Consider the following 17,749-nt stretch of genomic DNA (forward strand, 5'->3'; position numbering starts at 1 on the left):
TTTTCGGGCCATCTATTGGATGGCCGCGATGCCCTATCGATCGTCACGAATCGCAGCCTTGCCGGATGGCGTCAGCATCGGATTCGAGTCGATCTTCTGGAAGGCTCGCATCCGGCGCAAGATAATGACGATAGCCTTTCGAGAGGCGAAGCGGTGGCTGAATCATAGCCATTTTTGATAGAACGCCAGGCGCTTCTCGGTCTCTTGCGCCAGATCGATATCCTTCCAGCGAAACCGCGCGCTCACCCCGACCATCGGCTGATAGCCAAAACGTCGCCAGATAGGATCAAGGGACTGATAGCCGGCCGGTCGCAGGGGATGATTTTCCGGTCGCTCGACGGCGCAAAACACGCTCAGCCGCTTGCCCGACTTGCGGGCGTGAGCTTCGCGCTCGTCGAAGAAGGCACGATACAGCCCTCGTCCCCGGTATTCCGGCATTAGCACGGATTCCGCGCAGTAGAAGATCGACCCGGTATCATGGCCCGCCTCTTCCAGGGGCTTGCGAAACTCCTCTGTTTCATCCGCCATCGCCATGCCGGTGGAAGCTCCCACCACGCGATCGCCGTCCAGCGCCAGCACGCATACGGCGGTATCGGACTCGGCATAGGTACGCAGGTACTCCCGCTCGTAATCGTAGGAGCCGTCATAGAGATAGGGAAAATCGCGAAATACCCGTATGCGCAAAGCCGCGATATCCTCGAGCCATGGTGCTATGTCACTTCCTTCGACGGCCATCGTGCGCAGTTTATGGGACAACGCTTGTCTCCTTAGCCGCTCTCGGACACCGGAGCCTCGGCTTTCGCTTCGTGCTTGCTCTCGCCACGGGCGATGATCGCCGTGCCCACCAGATCGCCGGTCACATTGAGCGCCGTGGCGCCCATGCCCACCAGGGCATCGATGGACACCAGCAGGGCGACGGTCTCGATGGGCAGCCCCACCTGGGCAAAGACCGTGGCGATCATGACGATGCCGGCGCCGGGCACCCCGGCGGTGCCGATGGAAGTCAGGGTGCCGATCAGCACGATCTCGATCATGGTAATCAAGTCCAACTGCATCCCTACCACGTTGGCGGCGAAGACCGCGGAAATCGCGATACGAATCGCCGCGCCGTCCATGTTGATGGTGGCGCCAAGCGGTAGACTGAAGCCGTAAAGGCTCTGCGGCGTGCCTAGCCGCCGGGCGGCGTCGAGGGTCAGCGGCAGCGTGCCGGAACTGCTCTGGGTGGCGAAGGCGGTCGCCATCGGCGTGCGTGCTTCGCGAAAGAAGGACCGCAAGCGCACCCCGAACAGGCGCATCAGCACGCAATAGACGATCAGATGAACCGCCAAGGCGATATACAGCACCGCCACCATGTTACCCAGGGAAAGAATGGTATTCATTCCCTGTTCGCCGACGGTCTTGGCGACGATGGCGAACACGCCGATGGGCACGTACTGCAGAATTCCCCCCATGACCTTCAAGGTGACCGCGTTGAGACCCTCCACCACGCGATAAAGCGCCTCGCCCAGTTCACCGTGACTCTCGGAATCACGCAGTTTCAGCAGCGCGACGCCGAATACGATGGCGGTGAAGATGATGCCCAGCAGGTTCAACTCGGCGAAGGCGACGATGATGTTGTCCGGCACGATATTCAGCAGCACATGGGCGAACCCCGGGTTGTCCGGCACCTCCACCTGGGCATCCTCGCTCAGGGTCAAGCCGCGTCCCGGCTCGAACAGGGTGGCAACCACAAGCCCCACGACAATCGCCAAGGCGGAGGTGAGCACATAGTAGCCGAACAGCTTGCGCCCCATCCGCCCCATGCTGGTAAGGTTGGCCTGGTTGATACCGACCATCAGGGTGAACAGCACGATCGGCACGATCAGAAACCGCAAGAGCCGCAGCAGCAGCTCGCCGAAGGGCGCCAGCCAGTCCGCGGCGGTTTGCCCGCCCAGCAGCCCGACGATCAACCCCAGCACCAGGGCGATGCTGACCCGCAGGATCAGCGAAGCGTTCAAGTAGCCGTTCCATATGGCCTTCATGACAGGCTCCTCGCTCGGGCGCTGGCGAGGTGATTGGACACTGATGTCATAAGGTAGCTTCCTCGTCCGTGATGGCGCCGATTGTGCGGGATATCCGGTGAGGGGTAAATGTCACTGACCGTCACCGATAGATCAAATCGCTCTAGCACAACGGCTATCGGAGCATGACATCCGCCTTCAATCCTTGGCGCAGCCATCCTCTTTCAAGGGGTCGTGTCCCCAGTTCATCAAGGAATAGCGCCAGGCACTGCTCTCGATATCCGATGATGGGCCGCCTTGTGAACAATGCCGCTTTACGTAGGCGACAACCTGTGCCATATGCTCCCAATCGGTCTCTTCCAGATCCGCCTTGTTCGTTCGCTTGATCTCAACAATACGCTTTCCGGACTGATGGCCGGTAGACTCCCCGCCGTTTGACGAGTCTCCCACCGACTTGCTCTCTTCCGTTTCGAGCCAGCGCTCGAGTTCTGCGGGAGCCATGTTGACCAACTGCTGCCATTCACGCCAGATTTCTTCATGGGATTTCGAAGATGACATCGCTACCTCGATAATTCCGGCTGACCAGAATCCTGAGCCGACGCGCGGGAATCACTGGTTGAAATGCACGTATTTCTCTGCTTTCGCATCCTCGCAAATAAAGGATAGGTTACCGCTGTAGATTTCCTTGTACTGCCGATAGGCTTTCGCGCAGTTCTCTTCGTTATAGTGGTTGATGATGACTAGCTTGCCCGCATCCAGAAAATCCTGGGCACCGGATTGCTCCCACCAGTTCCTTTCATCGGGATAAGATTCGTAGATCACGCCATCGAAATTCGTCGCCCCTTCCACGGTGTTCTTGGCCATGCACTTCATGCCTTTACTGTGTACATGGTCGCAGAGCGTCCGATAATAATTGATCCCTTCGGCTCTTGTGACTTGAAAATCGTAGGCTTCCCTTTCCTTGTCGTCGTAAAACCAATCCATGTTATCGAATTCGACCCAGTCGAAGCCCCAGCCGGCTATCTTGTCGATGCGAGCCTTCATGATATTCAACAGCTTTTCGTCGGTTCTATTGACGAAATATTCCTCTGACCAGGCCTCCCAGGGTTCGCTGACCAGAAAAGGCCGCATGGCTGAAAAATCGTCTCTATAGGTTTCTCCCGTGCCGATACTGATATAGGCACCGACTTCGTTGCCCTGCTGCTTGATGGCGTCCACGTGTGCCGCATTGTCACCATCAAACGGATCCAGCAGCACATAGGCATTTCGAGCGTTATCGAGAATCCCCGGTATTTGATCCGCCTCGTAGTTCTGCTGGTACGCCTGGTTGTAGACAGGCATCGCTCGGTAGTCGGAATCATCGCAAGACATCAGCAAAACCGGCAGCGAGGCAAGAAGGGGAATCAAGACAGCAGGTCTTGACGTTATCGTATCCAACACGCGCTATCCTTCACTCAAGGCCGCACGATGGGCGTGCAGCTTCCTGTAGCTTTCGATCAGCCGCTGGTGCCGATCAAGACCCTCCAGCCGCATATTGGTCGGGCTCAGACCGTGAAAGCGTACATCGCCGTTGACCGAACCGACCACGGCGTTCATGGTTTCCTCGCCGAACATGCGCTTGAAGTTGTAAAGGTAGTCATCCAGTTCGAGCTCGTCATCCAGGGCGATTTCCAGCACCGCGCACACCGCCTGATAGAAGAGCCCGCGCTCGACGGTGTTGTTGTTGTACTGCAGAAACATCTGCGCCCGATCCAGTGCCTCCTCCTGCTGGCCGAGGGCCAGGTTGATCAGCAGCTTGAGTTCGAGGATGGTCAGCTGCCCCCAGACCGTATTCTCGTCGAACTCGATGCCGATCAGGTTGAAGATATCCTCGTGATCATCGATCTGGCTCTCTTCCAGGCGTTCCAGCAGATCCGCCAGCCGATCGTCGCTCAACTCGTGCAGATTGAGAATGTCCTCGCGGAACAGCAGCGCCTTGTTGGTGTTGTCCCAGATCAGGTCCTCCACCGGGTAGACCTCGGAATAACCCGGCACCAGGATGCGGCAGACCGGCGCGCCCAGGTCCTCGTGCACCATCATGTAACTCTCGAGGCCCAGTTCTTCAAGAATGCGGAACAGGCCCGCGGCCTCCTGCCCGGTACTGCTGGAACCGCTGCCGGAAAAATCCCACTCGACGAACTCAACGTCCGCTTTCGAGCTGAAGAAGCGCCAGGACACTACGCCGGAGGAGTCGATGAAGTGTTCCACGTAGTTGTTCGGCTCGGCCACCGCCAGGGAGTTGAAGGTCGGCGGCAGGAAGTCGTTCAGCCCCTCGAAGCTGCGGCCCTGCATCAGCTCGGTCAGGCTGCGCTCCAGGGCCACGTGGAAGCTCGGATGGGCGCCGAAGCAGGCGAAGACGCCGCCGGTCTTGGGATTCATCAGGGTGACGCACATCACCGGGAATTGGCCGCCCAGGGAGGCATCCTTGACCAGGATCGGGAAGCCCTGGGCCTCCAGCGCTTCGATGCCCTCGAGAATGGCCGGGTGCTTTCTGAGCACCGCTAGCGGCACGTCCGGCAGGGCGATTTCCTCTTCGATGATCCGGCGCTTCACCGCCCGCTCGAAGATTTCCGACAGGCACTGCACCTGGGCTTCCTGCAGGGTGTTGCCGGCGCTCATACCGTTGCTGAGGTAGAGGTTCTCGATCAGATTGGAGGGAAAATAGACCGTCTCGCCGTCGGACCGGCGCACAAACGGCAAGGCGACGACGCCGCGCTCCGTCCTGCCGGAGTTGGTGTCGAACAGGTGGGAGCCGCGCAGCTCGCCGTCCGGATCGTAGATTTTCCGGGTGTAGTCATCCAGGATGCCCGCCGGCAGGGCGTCATTCGGTCCCGGCTGGAACCACTCCTCGCAGGGGTAATGGACGAACCGGCTGCCCGCGATCTCCTCGCCGAAGAACTGGTCGTTGTAGAAGAAGTTGCAGCTCAGGCGCTCGATGAACTCCCCCAGCGCCGAGCACAGGGCGCTCTCCTTGGTGGCGCCCTTGCCGTTGGTGAAGCACATCGGCGAGGCCGCGTCGCGAACGTGCAGGGACCAGACGTGGGGCACGATATTGCGCCAGGAGGCGATCTCGATCTTCATGCCGAGATCCGCGAGCATCTTCGTCATGTTGGCGATGGTCTGCTCCAGCGGCAGATCCTTGCCCTCGATCCAGGTACCGTTCTCGCCGGTCGCATCGCCAGTCGGCTTGCCCAGCAGCAGGGCCTGGGCGTCCTCGTCGATGTTCTCCACCACCTCGATCTGGAACTCCGGCCCGGTCTGCACCACCTTCTTGACCGTGCAGCGGTCGATGGAGCGCAGAATGCCTTCCCGGTCCCTGGCGGACAGATCCTCCGGCAGCTCTACCTGAATCTTGAAGATCTGCTGGTAGCGATTCTCCGGGTCGACGATGTTGTTCTGGGACAGGCGGATGTTCTCCGTGGGAATATCCCGGGCGTTGCAGTACACCTTGACGAAATACGCCGCGCACATGGCCGACGACGCCAGAAAGTAGTCGAAGGGGCCAGGCGCCGAGCCGTCACCCTTGTAGCGAATGGGCTGGTCGGCGATAACGGTGAAATCGTCGAACTTCGCCTCCAGCCGGAGGTTGTCGAGATAGTTGACCTTGATTTCCATGGACAGGCACCGGATTCGTGTATTCAGGGGCTGTAGCGCGTAGCCAGACATTATCCCGCTTTTGCGGTGCTTCGTCTTGGGCGGGGTCAGAAAACATCAGGCTCGAGCAGCAGCGCGAATGATCCGACCGCAAGTCGAGGCTGCTATCGACTGGTTCGACACGCAAAATACTGTATAATTGAACAGTATGGAACTGATCGATAAGCTCGCCATCCTGGCTGACGCCGCCAAGTACGACGCCTCCTGCGCGTCGAGCGGCTCCCAGGCCAAGAACTCGACGAAGGGTCGCGGTGTCGGCTCCACCGACGGCGTGGGCATCTGTCACTCCTACGCCCCGGACGGCCGCTGCATTTCGCTTCTGAAGATTCTGTTCACGAATTTCTGCATCTACGAGTGCAGCTACTGCGTCAATCGCAACTCCTCCAACGTGCGCCGAGCGCGGTTTACCGTGGACGAGGTCGTGAACCTGACCCTGGATTTCTACAAGCGCAACTACATCGAAGGGTTGTTCCTGAGCTCCGGCATCATCCGCAACCCGGACTACACCATGGAACAGCTGGTGGCGGTGGCGCGCAAGCTGCGCGAAGAACACGACTTTCGTGGCTACATTCACCTCAAGACGATTCCCGAGGCGGACGGTGACCTGCTGGCGGCGGCAGGCCGCTATGCGGACCGGCTCAGTATCAATATCGAACTGCCCACCCAGCAGGCACTGGCAGACTTGGCACCGGAAAAGGATCAGCGCACCATCAAGCTGTCCATGGCGCGTATTCGGTCGCGTCGTGAAGAAGCCGTCGCGGACCAGGACGCCTACCGCCGGCAACCGCGTCGTTCCGGCACCGGCAAGCCGCCGGTTTTCGCCCCCGCCGGCCAGTCCACCCAGATCATCGTCGGCGCGGAGCCCTCCACGGACGCCCACATTCTGCAAACCTCATCAGCACTGTACGCCGGATACGCGCTGCGCCGCGTCTATTATTCCGCCTTCAGCCCCATCCCGGATGCGTCCACGCGGCTGCCGGTACAGCAACCGCCGCTGCTGCGGGAGCATCGGCTGTATCAAGCCGACTGGCTGATGCGTTTCTATGGCTACGCGGCGGATGAAATCACCCAGTCGCCGGACCCGGGGACGACACCCGGCATGCTCTCCCTGGAGGTCGATCCCAAGCTCGGCTGGGCGCTGGCCAATCGCGGCTACTTTCCGGTGGACATAAATCGCGACTCCCGGACGCGGCTGCTGCGGATTCCCGGTCTCGGGGTCAGAAGCGTGGATCGCATACTGCAGATTCGAAGATTCCAGAAGGTTCGATTGGAAGACCTTATCGCCATGCGCGCCGGCGTGAAGAAGGCAATGCCCTTCATAGTCTGCGCCAATCATCATCCTTCCCTCGTTGAACTTGACAGCGACCGGCTTCGGGCACGCTATGCCCCACCCGCCCGGCAGCTCTCGCTGCTGTAACCCGGGACCACGCCGCCATGACGCAACCCTCACTGTTTGATGACATGGACACGGATGCGCTGACGGCGGTGCGCTTCCATCCTGACTTCTCCAGCTGGCAGCAGCGAGCGCGACAACTGCTTGTAGATGAGACACCGCCGCAGCGGGTCTGGTGGCAGCCGGATCACACCCGGAAACGCGAAACTGCGTCTTCGAGCGCCACCGCCATTCGCGTGCCCAAAGCTTTTATTACCCAGGCTCGCGCCGCCAGCTGTTATCGAAGCAGCGAGCGCTGGGCGCTGCTGTATCACCTTCTTTGGCGACTGACCCACGGCGAGAGGCATCTCATGCAGCTTGCCGGCGACCCGCAGGTTGCACGGCTACGAAACTATGCCAAGGCGGTAAGTCGCGACGCCCACAAGATGAAAGCGTTCGTGCGCTTTCGCGCCGTCGATACCACAGATGGCGACCGGCGCTATATTGCCTGGTTCGAGCCGGATCATTTTATTGTCGAATATGCTGCCCCTTTTTTTCAGCGCCGATTCGCCAACATGCGCTGGTCGATTCTGACCCCGGATTGCTGCGCTCACTGGGAAGGCAGTGGCAAGGTGTGGTTCAGCGAAGGAGCCGACAAGGCAGCGGCCCCGGACAACGACGTAGTGGAAGATACCTGGCGCTGTTACTACCGACATATATTCAACCCGGCCCGAGTGAAGATTCAGGCCATGATGGCGGAAATGCCGCAGAAGTATTGGAAGAACCTGCCGGAATCCCGGCTCATCCCCACGCTGATTCAGGAGGCAGACAGGCGGGTCGCGGCCATGGCGAAGGACGCCAAATCTTCGGAGCGTCTTCGTTGCGGCCCGCGCCCTGCCACACCTGCGCAAGCGCTTAGCGAGGCGATACAAAAAAGCGAATCCGGATCGATTCAACAGTTGGCGCTGGCGGCGCAAAGCTGCCGCAACTGCCCCCTGTGGCAGCCCGCGACCCAGGCGGTGTTCGGTGAGGGGCCAGTGCCAGCCAGAATCATGCTGATCGGCGAGCAGCCCGGAGACAACGAAGACCTTGCCGGCAAGCCCTTCGTCGGCCCGGCAGGAGAACTGCTGAACCGTGCCCTGGCCGCTGCGGGGCTGAGCCGTCAAGAACTATACATCACCAACACGGTCAAGCATTTCAAGTTTCGCCCTCAAGGCAGGCGCCGCCTGCATGAGCGTCCCAGCCAAGAAGAGATCGACGCCTGCTCCCAGTGGCTGGCAGCAGAGATAGAGCAAGTGCAGCCGAGCATCATTATCTGTCTGGGCATGACCGCCGCTCGGGCGCAGCTCGGTGAAAACGTTCAAATCGCGCGAGACAGAGGTAAGCTTCTTGCACGGCAGGGGCGTCAGTATCTGATCACCGTGCATCCGGCCCATCTGCTGCGCAGCGGCAATAACCCTCGGGAAATCCAGCGCTTCGTGGCGGACCTGCAAGTGGCCGCTGAAAAACTGAACTCGCTGGGTATCAAGTGATGGGCGTAGTTCGGACCCTTCTGACGACGTTGCCGCTCAGTAAGAAAACGAACTTATAATTTGCCATGCGCCTTCAAATCGTTCAGCAACGCTTTATAACTAATCGTCGGCTCGGAAACCCGCTCCTCGAACGCCGCCAGATCTTCTTGATCCTCAGCCAATGCCGCACGTACGGCATCGTTGACGATATCCGATACGGAACGGTGGGTATGAGCAGTCTTTAGACGCAGCGCAGCATGCAGTTGGGGGTCGAAATAGACTGTGGAACGCTTCGGTGTCTCACTCATGGCATTCACCAAGGCTTGCTTGAACGCACATTTTAGCGCCATAACGTCAAAGCCTTAAAGATCGCTCTGCCATACCAAATTGCGCATCGCTCGTCATCGAGCGCGATATTTACACTATCGCGACGGTGCAAAAGCTATGTTTGATGTGGGATATCTACCGCCCTACCCGTGACCTGAATACCGCCACGGCGTGGTATGTCGACTTCCAGCAGGCTTGGCCGCCCCATCGCTGCGCCTTGATGGATCGTCAGCTGGGCAGGTGTCTCGATCAATCCTGCCTCGCGCAGATAACCGCCCAATGCTGCAGCCGCAGCGCCAGTGGCTGGATCTTCCACCACGCCACCTACCGGGAAGGGATTGCGTGCATGAAAACACGATGCGGATTCGCGCCAGACGAGCTGAAGCGTGGTCAAATTCTCCCGCAGCATCAGTGCCTTGAGTGCCTCAAAATCATAGTCCAGTCGTTCTAGCCGTGTTTTTGATGCGGTCGCCAGCACCAGATGCCAAGCCCCGGCATAGGCCTTGGCCGGCGGCAGCTCGGTATCGAGCTCCGAGGGCTGCCAGCCGAGAATCGCCAAAACCTCTTCGACTAGCGTTGGCGTGGCGGCTTGATAGTCCGGCGTCACCGATGTCAACGACGCCTGCCAACCATCATCTATCCGACGTACCACCACCGGCACCGTGCCTACGGCGGTATTCAACTCATAGGTGCCCTCCCCACTAAGACGCCCCAGCACTACGCCGCTTGCTACGGTGGCATGACCGCAGAAGCTCACCTCGGCTTGGGGGCTAAAGTACCGCACGTTCCGCGCCTTCCCTTGGAGCGGCGCGATAAACGCCGTCTCGGAATAGCCAACTTCCGCCGCAATACGCTGCATGATAACGGCGTCCGGCAGCGTTTCACCCAGCCAGACCCCGGCGGGATTACCGCCCTGGGGGTCACGAGTGAACGCAGAAAGTCGATAGAGGGCGCCAGTCATGGGATTACTCCTGAGGGATCCCCACGAACTTCGGCTATCCGTCGCATAAGGCCTGCCCCCTGGCCTCCTCCTGAAGGCTTGCTTGAAGCGCTTTCCAAGAAGGCCAAGGGGCAGCATCGACACGACGACGCCGCAGCCGCTCGAGCCCCAAGCGCCATACGGAGAGCACGTTCCGGTGCCGGATACTGTTGCTCTGGAAGCGCTGCTGTTGACCGCTGTCACGGACCTGCAGGCCGGCCACCATCACGACGACATTGGCCAGCATCGCGATCAGCAGCAGGATTTCGATGCGCTTGCTCTGGCGAGACTGGTGCATGCCGAAGCCCAGACCAAACAAGGGGCTCTTGATGTCACGGAAGCCCTCTTCAATCTGCATGCGCTGCCGATAGATAGCGACCAGTTTGTCCGCCAGCGTGGAGCGCTCCGGCAGGTTGCTGACCAGCACCCAAGGTTCCTTCTGGCGCTGGGCCATCGCCCGACTGCGGCCGTCGTGGGAGATCTGACCTCGCTTATTGCGATGCTTTCGCCCTTTCGGCGGCCGATGATAGAGCACCAGGTGGGTGGTCAGCGGGTTGCTCTCGGCGATTTCGACAGCCCCCAGCGATTGCGGTACCGAACTCGCGTGTTGAAACAAGGCGGTCACAGGTCGCCACGCGCCGCCAGACACCTGGCAGCGCGTGGGGCTGCGTACCCGACCAACGTAGTACCAACCACGTGCCTCGACCGCCTTGAACCACGGGTTGCGAAAGCCCGCATCGGTGACCAGGATCGGCGTTGCCTTGGCCGGCAGGATCTCGGCCAAGGCCGCGAGCAAGTACGCTTCACAGTGTTGGCAGCCATCCTTGTGGTGGACTTTTTCGAAAATCGGCAAGGAGCGCCCGGCAAATGGCACGGCGGCACGCAGCAGGAACCGCTGGCCACGGTCATCGATCGGCGACCAGTCCACCAGAATCAGCGGGCGTGTCGTGTGGCCGACCAGCAGGGTGGCCACGAGCCAATAGAATAACGGCCGCTCTTGGTGAAGATGAGGATTGCCCAACAACCGATCGACCCGCTTGATGGTATGCTTGGTATCCACCGGTCCCGGTAAGGCACGCCCCAGGGCGGTCAAGCCCAGGCGGCGCTCGCTCAACAGGGCCCCCACCGTGTCGAGCAGTGTCTGCAAGCGTTTGGCATGGATCGAGGGGAGTGATGACGTCAGCAGAGTATGCAAGAATCGAGGGGCCTGCATGGATCTCCTTCGGCATATTGTTGGTTTGGCGATTAACAACATGCCAATCCATGCAGGCCTTTTCAATTATATCCTTCTGATTTTACTGCTTCTTTCCTGGGGATCCATCAGGGATTACTCCTGATCGGTGAGTCATGACTCGCATTCTGAACTTAGCGGATGTAATAACAACGTATTGAACCGCCCCGCGTATCGCGGAGGCCCGTTAGTTTAAGTCACGCTGCCATAGCGGCCTGACTGTTAAGTTGCCGATAGTAGTTTGCCTCAGCTTCTGCCGGCGGGATATACCCCAGTGGCTCCATCAGCCGTTGGTGGTTGAACCAGGATACCCATTCCAGCGTCGCCAGCTCAACGGATTCCATGGATTTCCAGGGGCCGCGCCGGTGGATCAATTCTGCTTTGTACAAGCCGTTGATGGTTTCAGTGAGGGCGTTATCGTAACTGTCGCCTTTGCTGCCTACCGATGGATCGATGCCTGCTTCGGCCAGGCGTTCCGTGTAACGGATCGACACATACTGTGATCCCCTGTCGGAGTGATGAATCAAGTCCTCTGACTTGTCGGGCTGACGGGCGTAGAGTGCCTGCTCCAGAGCATCGAGTACGAAATCCGTGTTCATCGTGCGACTGACGCGCCAACCCACAATATGGCGGGCGAAGACATCCACAACGAAAGCCACATACAACCAGCCTTGCCAAGTGGAAACGTAGGTAAAGTCCGATACCCAGAGCTGGTCCGGACGGTCGGCGACAAACTGCCGGTTGACCCGATCCAGCGGGCACGGCACTGACTGATCCGGGACGGTGGTACGCATCGTCTTGCCGCGACGGGCACCCTGAAGGCCCAGAAATCTCATGAGCCGTTCCACGGTACAGCGGGCCACAGGGATGGCTTCCCGGTTCATCTGCTTCCAGACTTTATCGGCACCATAGACCTTGAGGTTGTCATTCCAGACACGCTTGATATGCGGTATCAAAACCTCGTCGCGCTTGACCCGGTCACTGCGTCGTGCCGGATTGCGCTGCCGGGCCGCATGACGCCGGTAGGCCGACGGGGCAATCTGCAATACTTTGCAGATCGGCTCGACCCCGTAGGTATCCCGATGCTGATCAATGTAGGTGTTTACGACTTCAGCTTGCGGTCGAGCTCCGCCTGGGCGAAAAAAGCGCTGGCCGTGCGAAGGATGTCATTGGCGCGCCGCAATTCCTTATTCTCACGCTCCAGGTCCTTCATGCGTTGTGTCTCGGCGGTGGTTGTTCCAGGGCGCTCACCGATATCGATCTGGGCACGCTTGACCCATTCCAGCAACGTTTGTGGTACACAGCCAATCTTGGGGGCTATAGACTCCACAGCCGCCCACAGCGACGGGTACTCGTCACGATGCTCCTGCACTAGCCGGACAGCGCGCTCTTTAACCTCAGGGGAAAACTTGTTTGACTTGTTCATGGCTCCATTCTCTCAGATGCTGGAGCCTCCTCAAAACCCGGGGCGGTTCATATCGATTCTCAACCATTGGCTTACTAAAAGGAAAGGGAGTCTTGCCAATGAGTGTCAAGAGATCTCGCGACAAGCACTGACCGCACGCTTTCAGCATTGCCATGAACTTTTAAGGTAACCGTCAGGACTAAACGCGAGACCTGCCCGCGTGAGTGTATTAGACGCATTGCTCCCTTTTGCTATTGTGTTATCTGGATCTCAAAAGCCGAGCTGATTAAAGCAACAGGAACTCACCCTCCTGTCGCAACCTGATACTGACAGCGGATCATGGAACATGAACACCACTGGAGAACGCACGTGAGCAAGGAAGACGGTGTAGTCGAGAGTAACGAGCCCGCTGGCGGCTGGGGCTCTGTGAAGGGTATCACCCGCATATCCCTCGAAGCATCGGCGTCTCCGAGCGCAATGGACACGCTGCGCCGTATGAACAAGCCCGGCGGCTTCATGTGCAACTCCTGTGCCTGGCCCAAGCCCAAGAACTACAGCGCCTTCGAGTTCTGCGAGAACGGCGCCAAGGCGGTGATGTGGGAATTGACGATGGATCGTTGCACTCCCGCGTTCTGGAAGGAGCATACCGTACAGGGGTTGCGCTCCTGGACCGATCACGAACTGGAGAAGACCGGTCGATTGACCCAGCCGATGCGCTACGATCCGGACAGCGACCGCTACGAAGCCGTCGACTGGGCGATAGCCTTCAACGAGATCGCCAGGGAGCTCAAGGCGCTTGAGCCGGAGAGCGCGGTATTCTATGCCTCGGGTCATGCGGGGCTCGAAGCCTCTTATCTCTATGCCCTGATGGCGCGACTGTACGGCAATAACAACCTGCCCCAGAGTTCCAACATGTGCCACGAGACCACCTCCGTGGCGCTGAAAAAAGTGATCGGCTCGCCGGTGGGCACCATCGTCTGGGAGGATCTGGAGCAGACCGACGCCTTTTTCTTCTTCGGCCAGAACCCGGGCACCAACAGCCCGCGGTTTCTTCATCCGCTGAAGGATGCCAAGAAGCGCGGCGCCAAGATCGTCACCTTCAATCCCATCATCGAGCAGGGGCTGGTGGCCTTTGTCGACCCCCAGAGCCCCGTCGACATGGCGACAGGGCATCAGACGAAGATTTCCGATCAGTACCATCAGCTAAGCGCCGGCGGCGATGTGGCCGCCATCATGGGCATCTGCAAGCACGTGATCGACGCTGACGAAGCTGCTCAGCGTAACGGCGACAGGCGCATTATCGATGTAGATTTCATCGAGGAGCATACCCAGGGGTTCGACAGCTTTCTCGACTCGGTGAAGGCGGCAAACTGGGATGACATCGAATCCGATAGCGGGCTCTCGAAGGCAGCGTTGAAAGATGCCGCTGACGCTTACATGAAGGCCAAGCGCGTCATCGGCGTGTATGGCATGGGGCTGACCCAGCACACCCATGGCTCCGTCAACGTGGGCATGCTGGTCAATCTGCTGCTGCTGAGGGGCAATATCGGCAAGCCCGGCGCCGGTGTCTGCCCGGTGCGTGGCCACTCCAACGTTCAGGGCCAGCGCACCGTGGGCATCGCGGAGAAAGCCGAGTTGGTGCCCATGGACAAGCTGCGCGAGCTCTATGACTTCGAGCCGCCGACCAAGGACGGCGTCACCATCGTCGATATGGTCGAGGGCATCCTCGCCGGCTCGGTCAAGGCCAGCATGTGCCTGGGCGGCAACCTGCTGCGGGCCGTGCCGGATCAAAAACGCATCGAAAAGGCCTGGTCGCGGCAGAACCTGACGGTGATGGTGTCCACAAAGCTCAACCGCAGCCATCTCTACCCTGGCAAGGCGGCTTTCATTCTGCCCTGCCTGGGCCGCGCCGAGGTGGATAACCAGGCAAGCGGGCCACAATCGATTTCCACGGAAGACAGCTTTGCCATGATCAGTGGCTCTACCGGGCACCGCTCCCCGGCCTCACGTTATCTAAAGAGCGAGCTTGCCATTGTCACCGGCATCGCCAAGGCCCTGCTGCCCCCCAACCCCAAGGTGAAGTGGGACAAGTGGACCGCGGATTACTCCCTGGTGCGGGATCTGATCGAGCAGACCTATCCGGACGACTTCGGTGATTTCAACAAGCGCATGTTCCAGCCCGGCGGCTTCTACCGGGGCATCGCCGCGCATAAACGCAACTGGAAGACGCCAGAGAAAAAGGCGTTGTTCACGACGCCAAAAATGATGACATCTCGAGGGTACGATCCAAAACCGGGCCGCTACAATCTGCTCACGATCCGCTCCAACGATCAGTTCAACACTACCATCTACGGGTATTCGGATCGTTTTCACGGCATCGAAGGCACCCGGGACGTACTGTTGATGAACCCGGAGGATATCGAACGCGCCGGATTCAAGAAAGGCCACGTCGTGCAACTTATCACGGACCTGGATGACGGCACGGACCGGCGCCTGGGGGGCCTTGTGATCACGCCCTTCCGCCTTCCCGCGGGAACAGTCGCGTCCTACTACCCGGAGTGTAACGTACTGGTGCCGGTGTCCCATCACGACGTGCTCTCGAAGACCCCAGGCTCGAAATCCATACCGGTTCGAATCGAGCGCGAGAGTGCTTGAAATGTTTCTCTCAAGCACTAGTTTGTTGAAAACCTAACGAGTCAACTACACTCCAACCGAATAGGCGCGATACTACCTTCAGGAAAAACTCGGGCCGCCCTGTCTTCGCCCGATCAGCAAAGGGAGCTTGCCGTGATCGCCACTGCCGAACGATCCTATCGAAGCGGGTTGCATCCGCTTCATGGGGTATTGCTTGCCGGAACCCTGCCGCTTTTCCTTGGCGCCGCGCTGAGCGACTATGCCTACGCCTCGACTTACTACATACAGTGGACCCACTTCGCGTCCTGGCTGATTGTCGGCGGTCTCGTGTTCAACGGCCTCGCGCTGCTATGCGCATTGACTGGCCTGTTTCGGGCCGATGGCCGTCGTCGGCTTTCCCTCGTTTACTTCTTTCTGCTGTTGGCCACCTGGATACTCGGCTTCATCAATGCGCTGGTTCATACCCGGGATGCCTGGGGCGTGATGCCCACGGGTTTCGTGCTTTCGATCATCGTTACCGTGCTGGCTTGCGTGGCGACCTGGCTCGGTTTCTCCCGTATCAGCGCTGGAGGTAAGGCATGAAATTTTCCAGTATTCGCTACGCCGCTCCCCTTTCGATACTGCTTATCGCTGGGACGACCAACGCAAACGAAGTGGAACGACCCTACGGCGCCAACCCGACGCTGCCCGAGCCGCAGCGCGGGCTGTTGCCCAGCATGACGATCCCCAAGCCGGCGCCATGGGGCGACCAGAAACCCACGGTGCCGGATGGCTATTCGATCACGGCCATCGCCACCGATCTCAAGGTACCGCGCCAGACACTGGTGCTGCCCAACGGCGATATCCTGGTGGCCGAAGGCAAAGGCGGTGGCAACGCCCCCAAACCGAGACCGAAGGATTTCATTGCCGGGGTTATCATGTCCCAAGGCACCACCTCGGTCGAGAGTGGTGACCGATTGACGCTGCTGCGCGACGGTAACGATGACGGCACCTATGAGGACCAGACGGTTTTCGCCGAAAACCTCAACGCGCCCTACGGGCTTGCCCTGGTCGATAATGATCTTTTCGTAGCCAACCAGGATGCGCTGGTGCGATTCGATTACGAGGAAGGCCAGACTCAGGCCAGCGGCCCGCCCGAGGTAGTGACGCTGCTACCATCCGAGATCAATCACCACTGGACCAAGGCGCTCACCGCCAGCGCGGACGGACAATTTCTCTACGTCGGCATTGGTTCCAACAGCAACATCACCGAGCGCGGCATGGCGGCGGAAGTCGACCGGGCCGAAATATGGCAGATCGATGCGGAGACCGGCGCGTACAAGCCCTATGCCACCGGCCTGCGCAATCCCACGGCGCTGACCATTCAACCGGAGACAAATCAGCTTTGGGCGGTGGTGAACGAGCGCGACGAACTCGGGCCCAATCTGGTGCCCGACTACCTCACTTCCGTGCAGGAGGGCGGCTTCTACGGCTGGCCCTACAGTTACTGGGGGCAGCACGTCGATTCACGGGTACGCCCGCAGAATCCCGACAAGGTGGAATCGGCAATTTCCCCCGATTACAGCCTCGGCTCACACCGGGCACCGCTTGGCCTCGACTTCTCCACGCCCGCTGTGGGCGACGAATTCGCGGAAGGCGTATTTATCGGCGAGCACGGCAGCTGGAACCGCGCCGATCCCGTGGGTTACAAGGTGGTCTTCGTGCCTTTCAATAACGGCCAGCCTGACGGTGACCCCATCGACTTCGTGACGGGCTTTCTGACCGAGGATAGCAAAACGCGCGGCCGTCCGGTCGGCGTGACCGTCGCCCCGGACGGCGCCGTGATTATTGCCGACGACCTTTCCAACACTGTTTGGCGAGTGACGCGGGAGGGGAATTAGTGAGGCGTGGAATCGAGCCGCGCCGATAAACGGCGCATAACGAAATGATCTTGCCCATCAACGGTGATAAAACCGCTGCGAAGCGGAGGGTTTGGCATCCGGTGCGTGATCTGGTTAGCTACCGATCCTCACGCAAGCGACCTTCGACATACTTGTGGAGGATGCTGGCAACAAGTGTCTGGTAGGGAATACCCTCGGCCAGCGCTTTTTTCTGCAGCCCCCGGAGATCCTTGGAAGAAAGCCTGATGTTGATGCGGGCATCTTTCTTGAACATGGCCTCGGCGTACTGTTGATGCCGCGCTTTACGATCCTTGATATCTGGCGTTCGCTGCAACTCTCCAGCATCGAACGCGTCCAGGATTTCCTGCTCGTCTTTATCCAGCCTGTTCATTTCGGACCTCCCCAATAGGTCTTGGTCGCTTTTCGACTCGAAATAATCGTTTTCAGAAAAACTTCATCCTCCGATTCTACAAAGGGCACGAGATAGGTGTACCCCTCTATTTCAATCACATGAATCTGCTGGTCCGGATACCGTTCCTAATTCGGATGCTCAAACGTATCCAGGATATCTCCGATCGAGATATGCAAAACTACATCCTCGAACGAGATACTCCTTTCCACTTGGAGAAGCTTGTTCTTCTCTGAACTCCATGTGTCGGTTTCATGGTCTAAAATATAGAACCATATGTGCTTTTTGTACTCAACGTTCGGCTCATG

The 17,749-nt window shown here is 59.2% G+C and carries 15 protein-coding genes and 1 other annotated feature; of the genes, 5 read left to right on the forward strand and 10 right to left on the reverse strand.

Translation table 11 applies throughout. The annotated features are described in order from the left end of the window. Positions 1-162 precede the first annotated feature (162 nt). From FGL86_RS01480 to FGL86_RS01500, 5 genes are all read right to left on the reverse strand, one after another. A complete protein-coding gene (locus FGL86_RS01480) occupies positions 163-756 on the reverse strand; it encodes a GNAT family N-acetyltransferase (RefSeq protein ID WP_246131705.1) in 594 nt (197 codons plus the stop codon). Between the two features lie 11 nt (positions 757-767). Then, positions 768-2,021: a dicarboxylate/amino acid:cation symporter gene (locus FGL86_RS01485; RefSeq protein WP_147182944.1), complete on the reverse strand. Its 1,254-nt coding sequence runs from the start codon at positions 2,019-2,021 to the stop codon at positions 768-770. A 177-nt stretch (positions 2,022-2,198) separates the two neighbouring features. Continuing rightward, complete coding sequence (locus FGL86_RS01490; protein WP_147182945.1) at positions 2,199-2,558, reverse strand: DUF3140 domain-containing protein; 360 nt, start codon at positions 2,556-2,558, stop codon at positions 2,199-2,201. A gap of 51 nt (positions 2,559-2,609) precedes the next feature. After that, entirely contained in the window at positions 2,610-3,371 is a 762-nt protein-coding gene (locus tag FGL86_RS01495) for an endo alpha-1,4 polygalactosaminidase (protein WP_147182946.1), read from the reverse strand. Between the two features lie 72 nt (positions 3,372-3,443). After that, complete coding sequence (locus FGL86_RS01500) at positions 3,444-5,654, reverse strand: OsmC domain/YcaO domain-containing protein (protein WP_147182947.1); 2,211 nt, start codon at positions 5,652-5,654, stop codon at positions 3,444-3,446. A 187-nt stretch (positions 5,655-5,841) separates the two neighbouring features. Here FGL86_RS01500 and FGL86_RS01505 point away from each other — a divergent pair, with 187 nt between their 5' ends. After that, positions 5,842-7,110 (forward strand): putative DNA modification/repair radical SAM protein, encoded by a 1,269-nt coding sequence (locus FGL86_RS01505; RefSeq protein ID WP_147182948.1) that lies wholly within the window; start codon positions 5,842-5,844, stop codon positions 7,108-7,110. 17 nt (positions 7,111-7,127) lie between these two features. Beyond that, positions 7,128-8,597, forward strand: coding sequence for a UdgX family uracil-DNA binding protein (locus FGL86_RS01510; RefSeq protein WP_222433781.1), 1,470 nt, complete (start codon positions 7,128-7,130; stop codon positions 8,595-8,597). A gap of 53 nt (positions 8,598-8,650) precedes the next feature. Here FGL86_RS01510 and FGL86_RS01515 read toward each other — a convergent pair whose 3' ends face one another. From FGL86_RS01515 to FGL86_RS01530, 4 genes are all read right to left on the reverse strand, one after another. Then, positions 8,651-8,884, reverse strand: a complete 234-nt coding sequence (locus tag FGL86_RS01515) for a CopG family transcriptional regulator (RefSeq protein WP_147182949.1) — start codon at positions 8,882-8,884, stop codon at positions 8,651-8,653. Positions 8,885-9,018: 134 nt separating this feature from the next. After that, positions 9,019-9,864, reverse strand: coding sequence for a PhzF family phenazine biosynthesis protein (locus FGL86_RS01520; RefSeq protein ID WP_147182950.1), 846 nt, complete (start codon positions 9,862-9,864; stop codon positions 9,019-9,021). 34 nt (positions 9,865-9,898) lie between these two features. Beyond that, positions 9,899-11,095, reverse strand: coding sequence for an IS4 family transposase (locus FGL86_RS01525; RefSeq protein WP_147182951.1), 1,197 nt, complete (start codon positions 11,093-11,095; stop codon positions 9,899-9,901). A 215-nt stretch (positions 11,096-11,310) separates the two neighbouring features. Beyond that, a protein-coding gene (locus FGL86_RS01530; RefSeq protein WP_425468305.1) for an IS3 family transposase occupies positions 11,311-12,539 on the reverse strand; the annotation gives its coding sequence in 2 pieces (ribosomal slippage) (positions 11,311-12,260 and positions 12,260-12,539; 1,230 coding nt in all). Beyond that, positions 12,145-12,261, reverse strand: a sequence feature (AL1L pseudoknot). It overlaps the preceding gene by 117 nt. A gap of 348 nt (positions 12,540-12,887) precedes the next feature. Here FGL86_RS01530 and FGL86_RS01540 point away from each other — a divergent pair. From FGL86_RS01540 to FGL86_RS01550, 3 genes are all read left to right on the forward strand, one after another. Then, positions 12,888-15,173 (forward strand): FdhF/YdeP family oxidoreductase, encoded by a 2,286-nt coding sequence (locus FGL86_RS01540; protein WP_147182953.1) that lies wholly within the window; start codon positions 12,888-12,890, stop codon positions 15,171-15,173. Between the two features lie 132 nt (positions 15,174-15,305). After that, a complete protein-coding gene (locus FGL86_RS01545; RefSeq protein ID WP_147182954.1) occupies positions 15,306-15,734 on the forward strand; it encodes a DUF2231 domain-containing protein in 429 nt (142 codons plus the stop codon). Then, positions 15,731-17,032 (forward strand): PQQ-dependent sugar dehydrogenase, encoded by a 1,302-nt coding sequence (locus FGL86_RS01550; protein WP_147182955.1) that lies wholly within the window; start codon positions 15,731-15,733, stop codon positions 17,030-17,032. The genes FGL86_RS01545 and FGL86_RS01550 overlap by 4 nt, the downstream gene beginning before the upstream one ends. Positions 17,033-17,150: 118 nt before the next feature. Here the strand turns inward: FGL86_RS01550 and FGL86_RS01555 are convergent, their stop codons facing one another. Continuing rightward, positions 17,151-17,423, reverse strand: coding sequence for an antitoxin (locus tag FGL86_RS01555; RefSeq protein ID WP_147182956.1), 273 nt, complete (start codon positions 17,421-17,423; stop codon positions 17,151-17,153). Positions 17,424-17,749 lie beyond the last annotated feature (326 nt).

The organism is Pistricoccus aurantiacus, assembly GCF_007954585.1.
GTDB classification, from domain to species: domain Bacteria; phylum Pseudomonadota; class Gammaproteobacteria; order Pseudomonadales; family Halomonadaceae; genus Pistricoccus; species Pistricoccus aurantiacus.

What these genes read in the sequence shown, in the direction of transcription:
- FGL86_RS01485 (WP_147182944.1), bottom strand. Translation starts at nt 2,021, where the DNA reads ATGAAGGCCATATGGAACGGCTACTTGAACGCTTCGCTGATCCTGCGG.
- FGL86_RS01490 (WP_147182945.1), bottom strand. Translation starts at nt 2,558, where the DNA reads ATGTCATCTTCGAAATCCCATGAAGAAATCTGGCGTGAATGGCAGCAG.
- FGL86_RS01495 (WP_147182946.1), bottom strand. Translation starts at nt 3,371, where the DNA reads ATGTCTTGCGATGATTCCGACTACCGAGCGATGCCTGTCTACAACCAG.
- FGL86_RS01500 (WP_147182947.1), bottom strand. Translation starts at nt 5,654, where the DNA reads ATGGAAATCAAGGTCAACTATCTCGACAACCTCCGGCTGGAGGCGAAG.
- FGL86_RS01505 (WP_147182948.1), top strand. Translation starts at nt 5,842, where the DNA reads ATGGAACTGATCGATAAGCTCGCCATCCTGGCTGACGCCGCCAAGTAC.
- FGL86_RS01510 (WP_222433781.1), top strand. Translation starts at nt 7,128, where the DNA reads ATGACGCAACCCTCACTGTTTGATGACATGGACACGGATGCGCTGACG.
- FGL86_RS01515 (WP_147182949.1), bottom strand. Translation starts at nt 8,884, where the DNA reads ATGAGTGAGACACCGAAGCGTTCCACAGTCTATTTCGACCCCCAACTG.
- FGL86_RS01520 (WP_147182950.1), bottom strand. Translation starts at nt 9,864, where the DNA reads ATGACTGGCGCCCTCTATCGACTTTCTGCGTTCACTCGTGACCCCCAG.
- FGL86_RS01525 (WP_147182951.1), bottom strand. Translation starts at nt 11,095, where the DNA reads ATGCAGGCCCCTCGATTCTTGCATACTCTGCTGACGTCATCACTCCCC.
- FGL86_RS01550 (WP_147182955.1), top strand. Translation starts at nt 15,731, where the DNA reads ATGAAATTTTCCAGTATTCGCTACGCCGCTCCCCTTTCGATACTGCTT.
- FGL86_RS01555 (WP_147182956.1), bottom strand. Translation starts at nt 17,423, where the DNA reads ATGAACAGGCTGGATAAAGACGAGCAGGAAATCCTGGACGCGTTCGAT.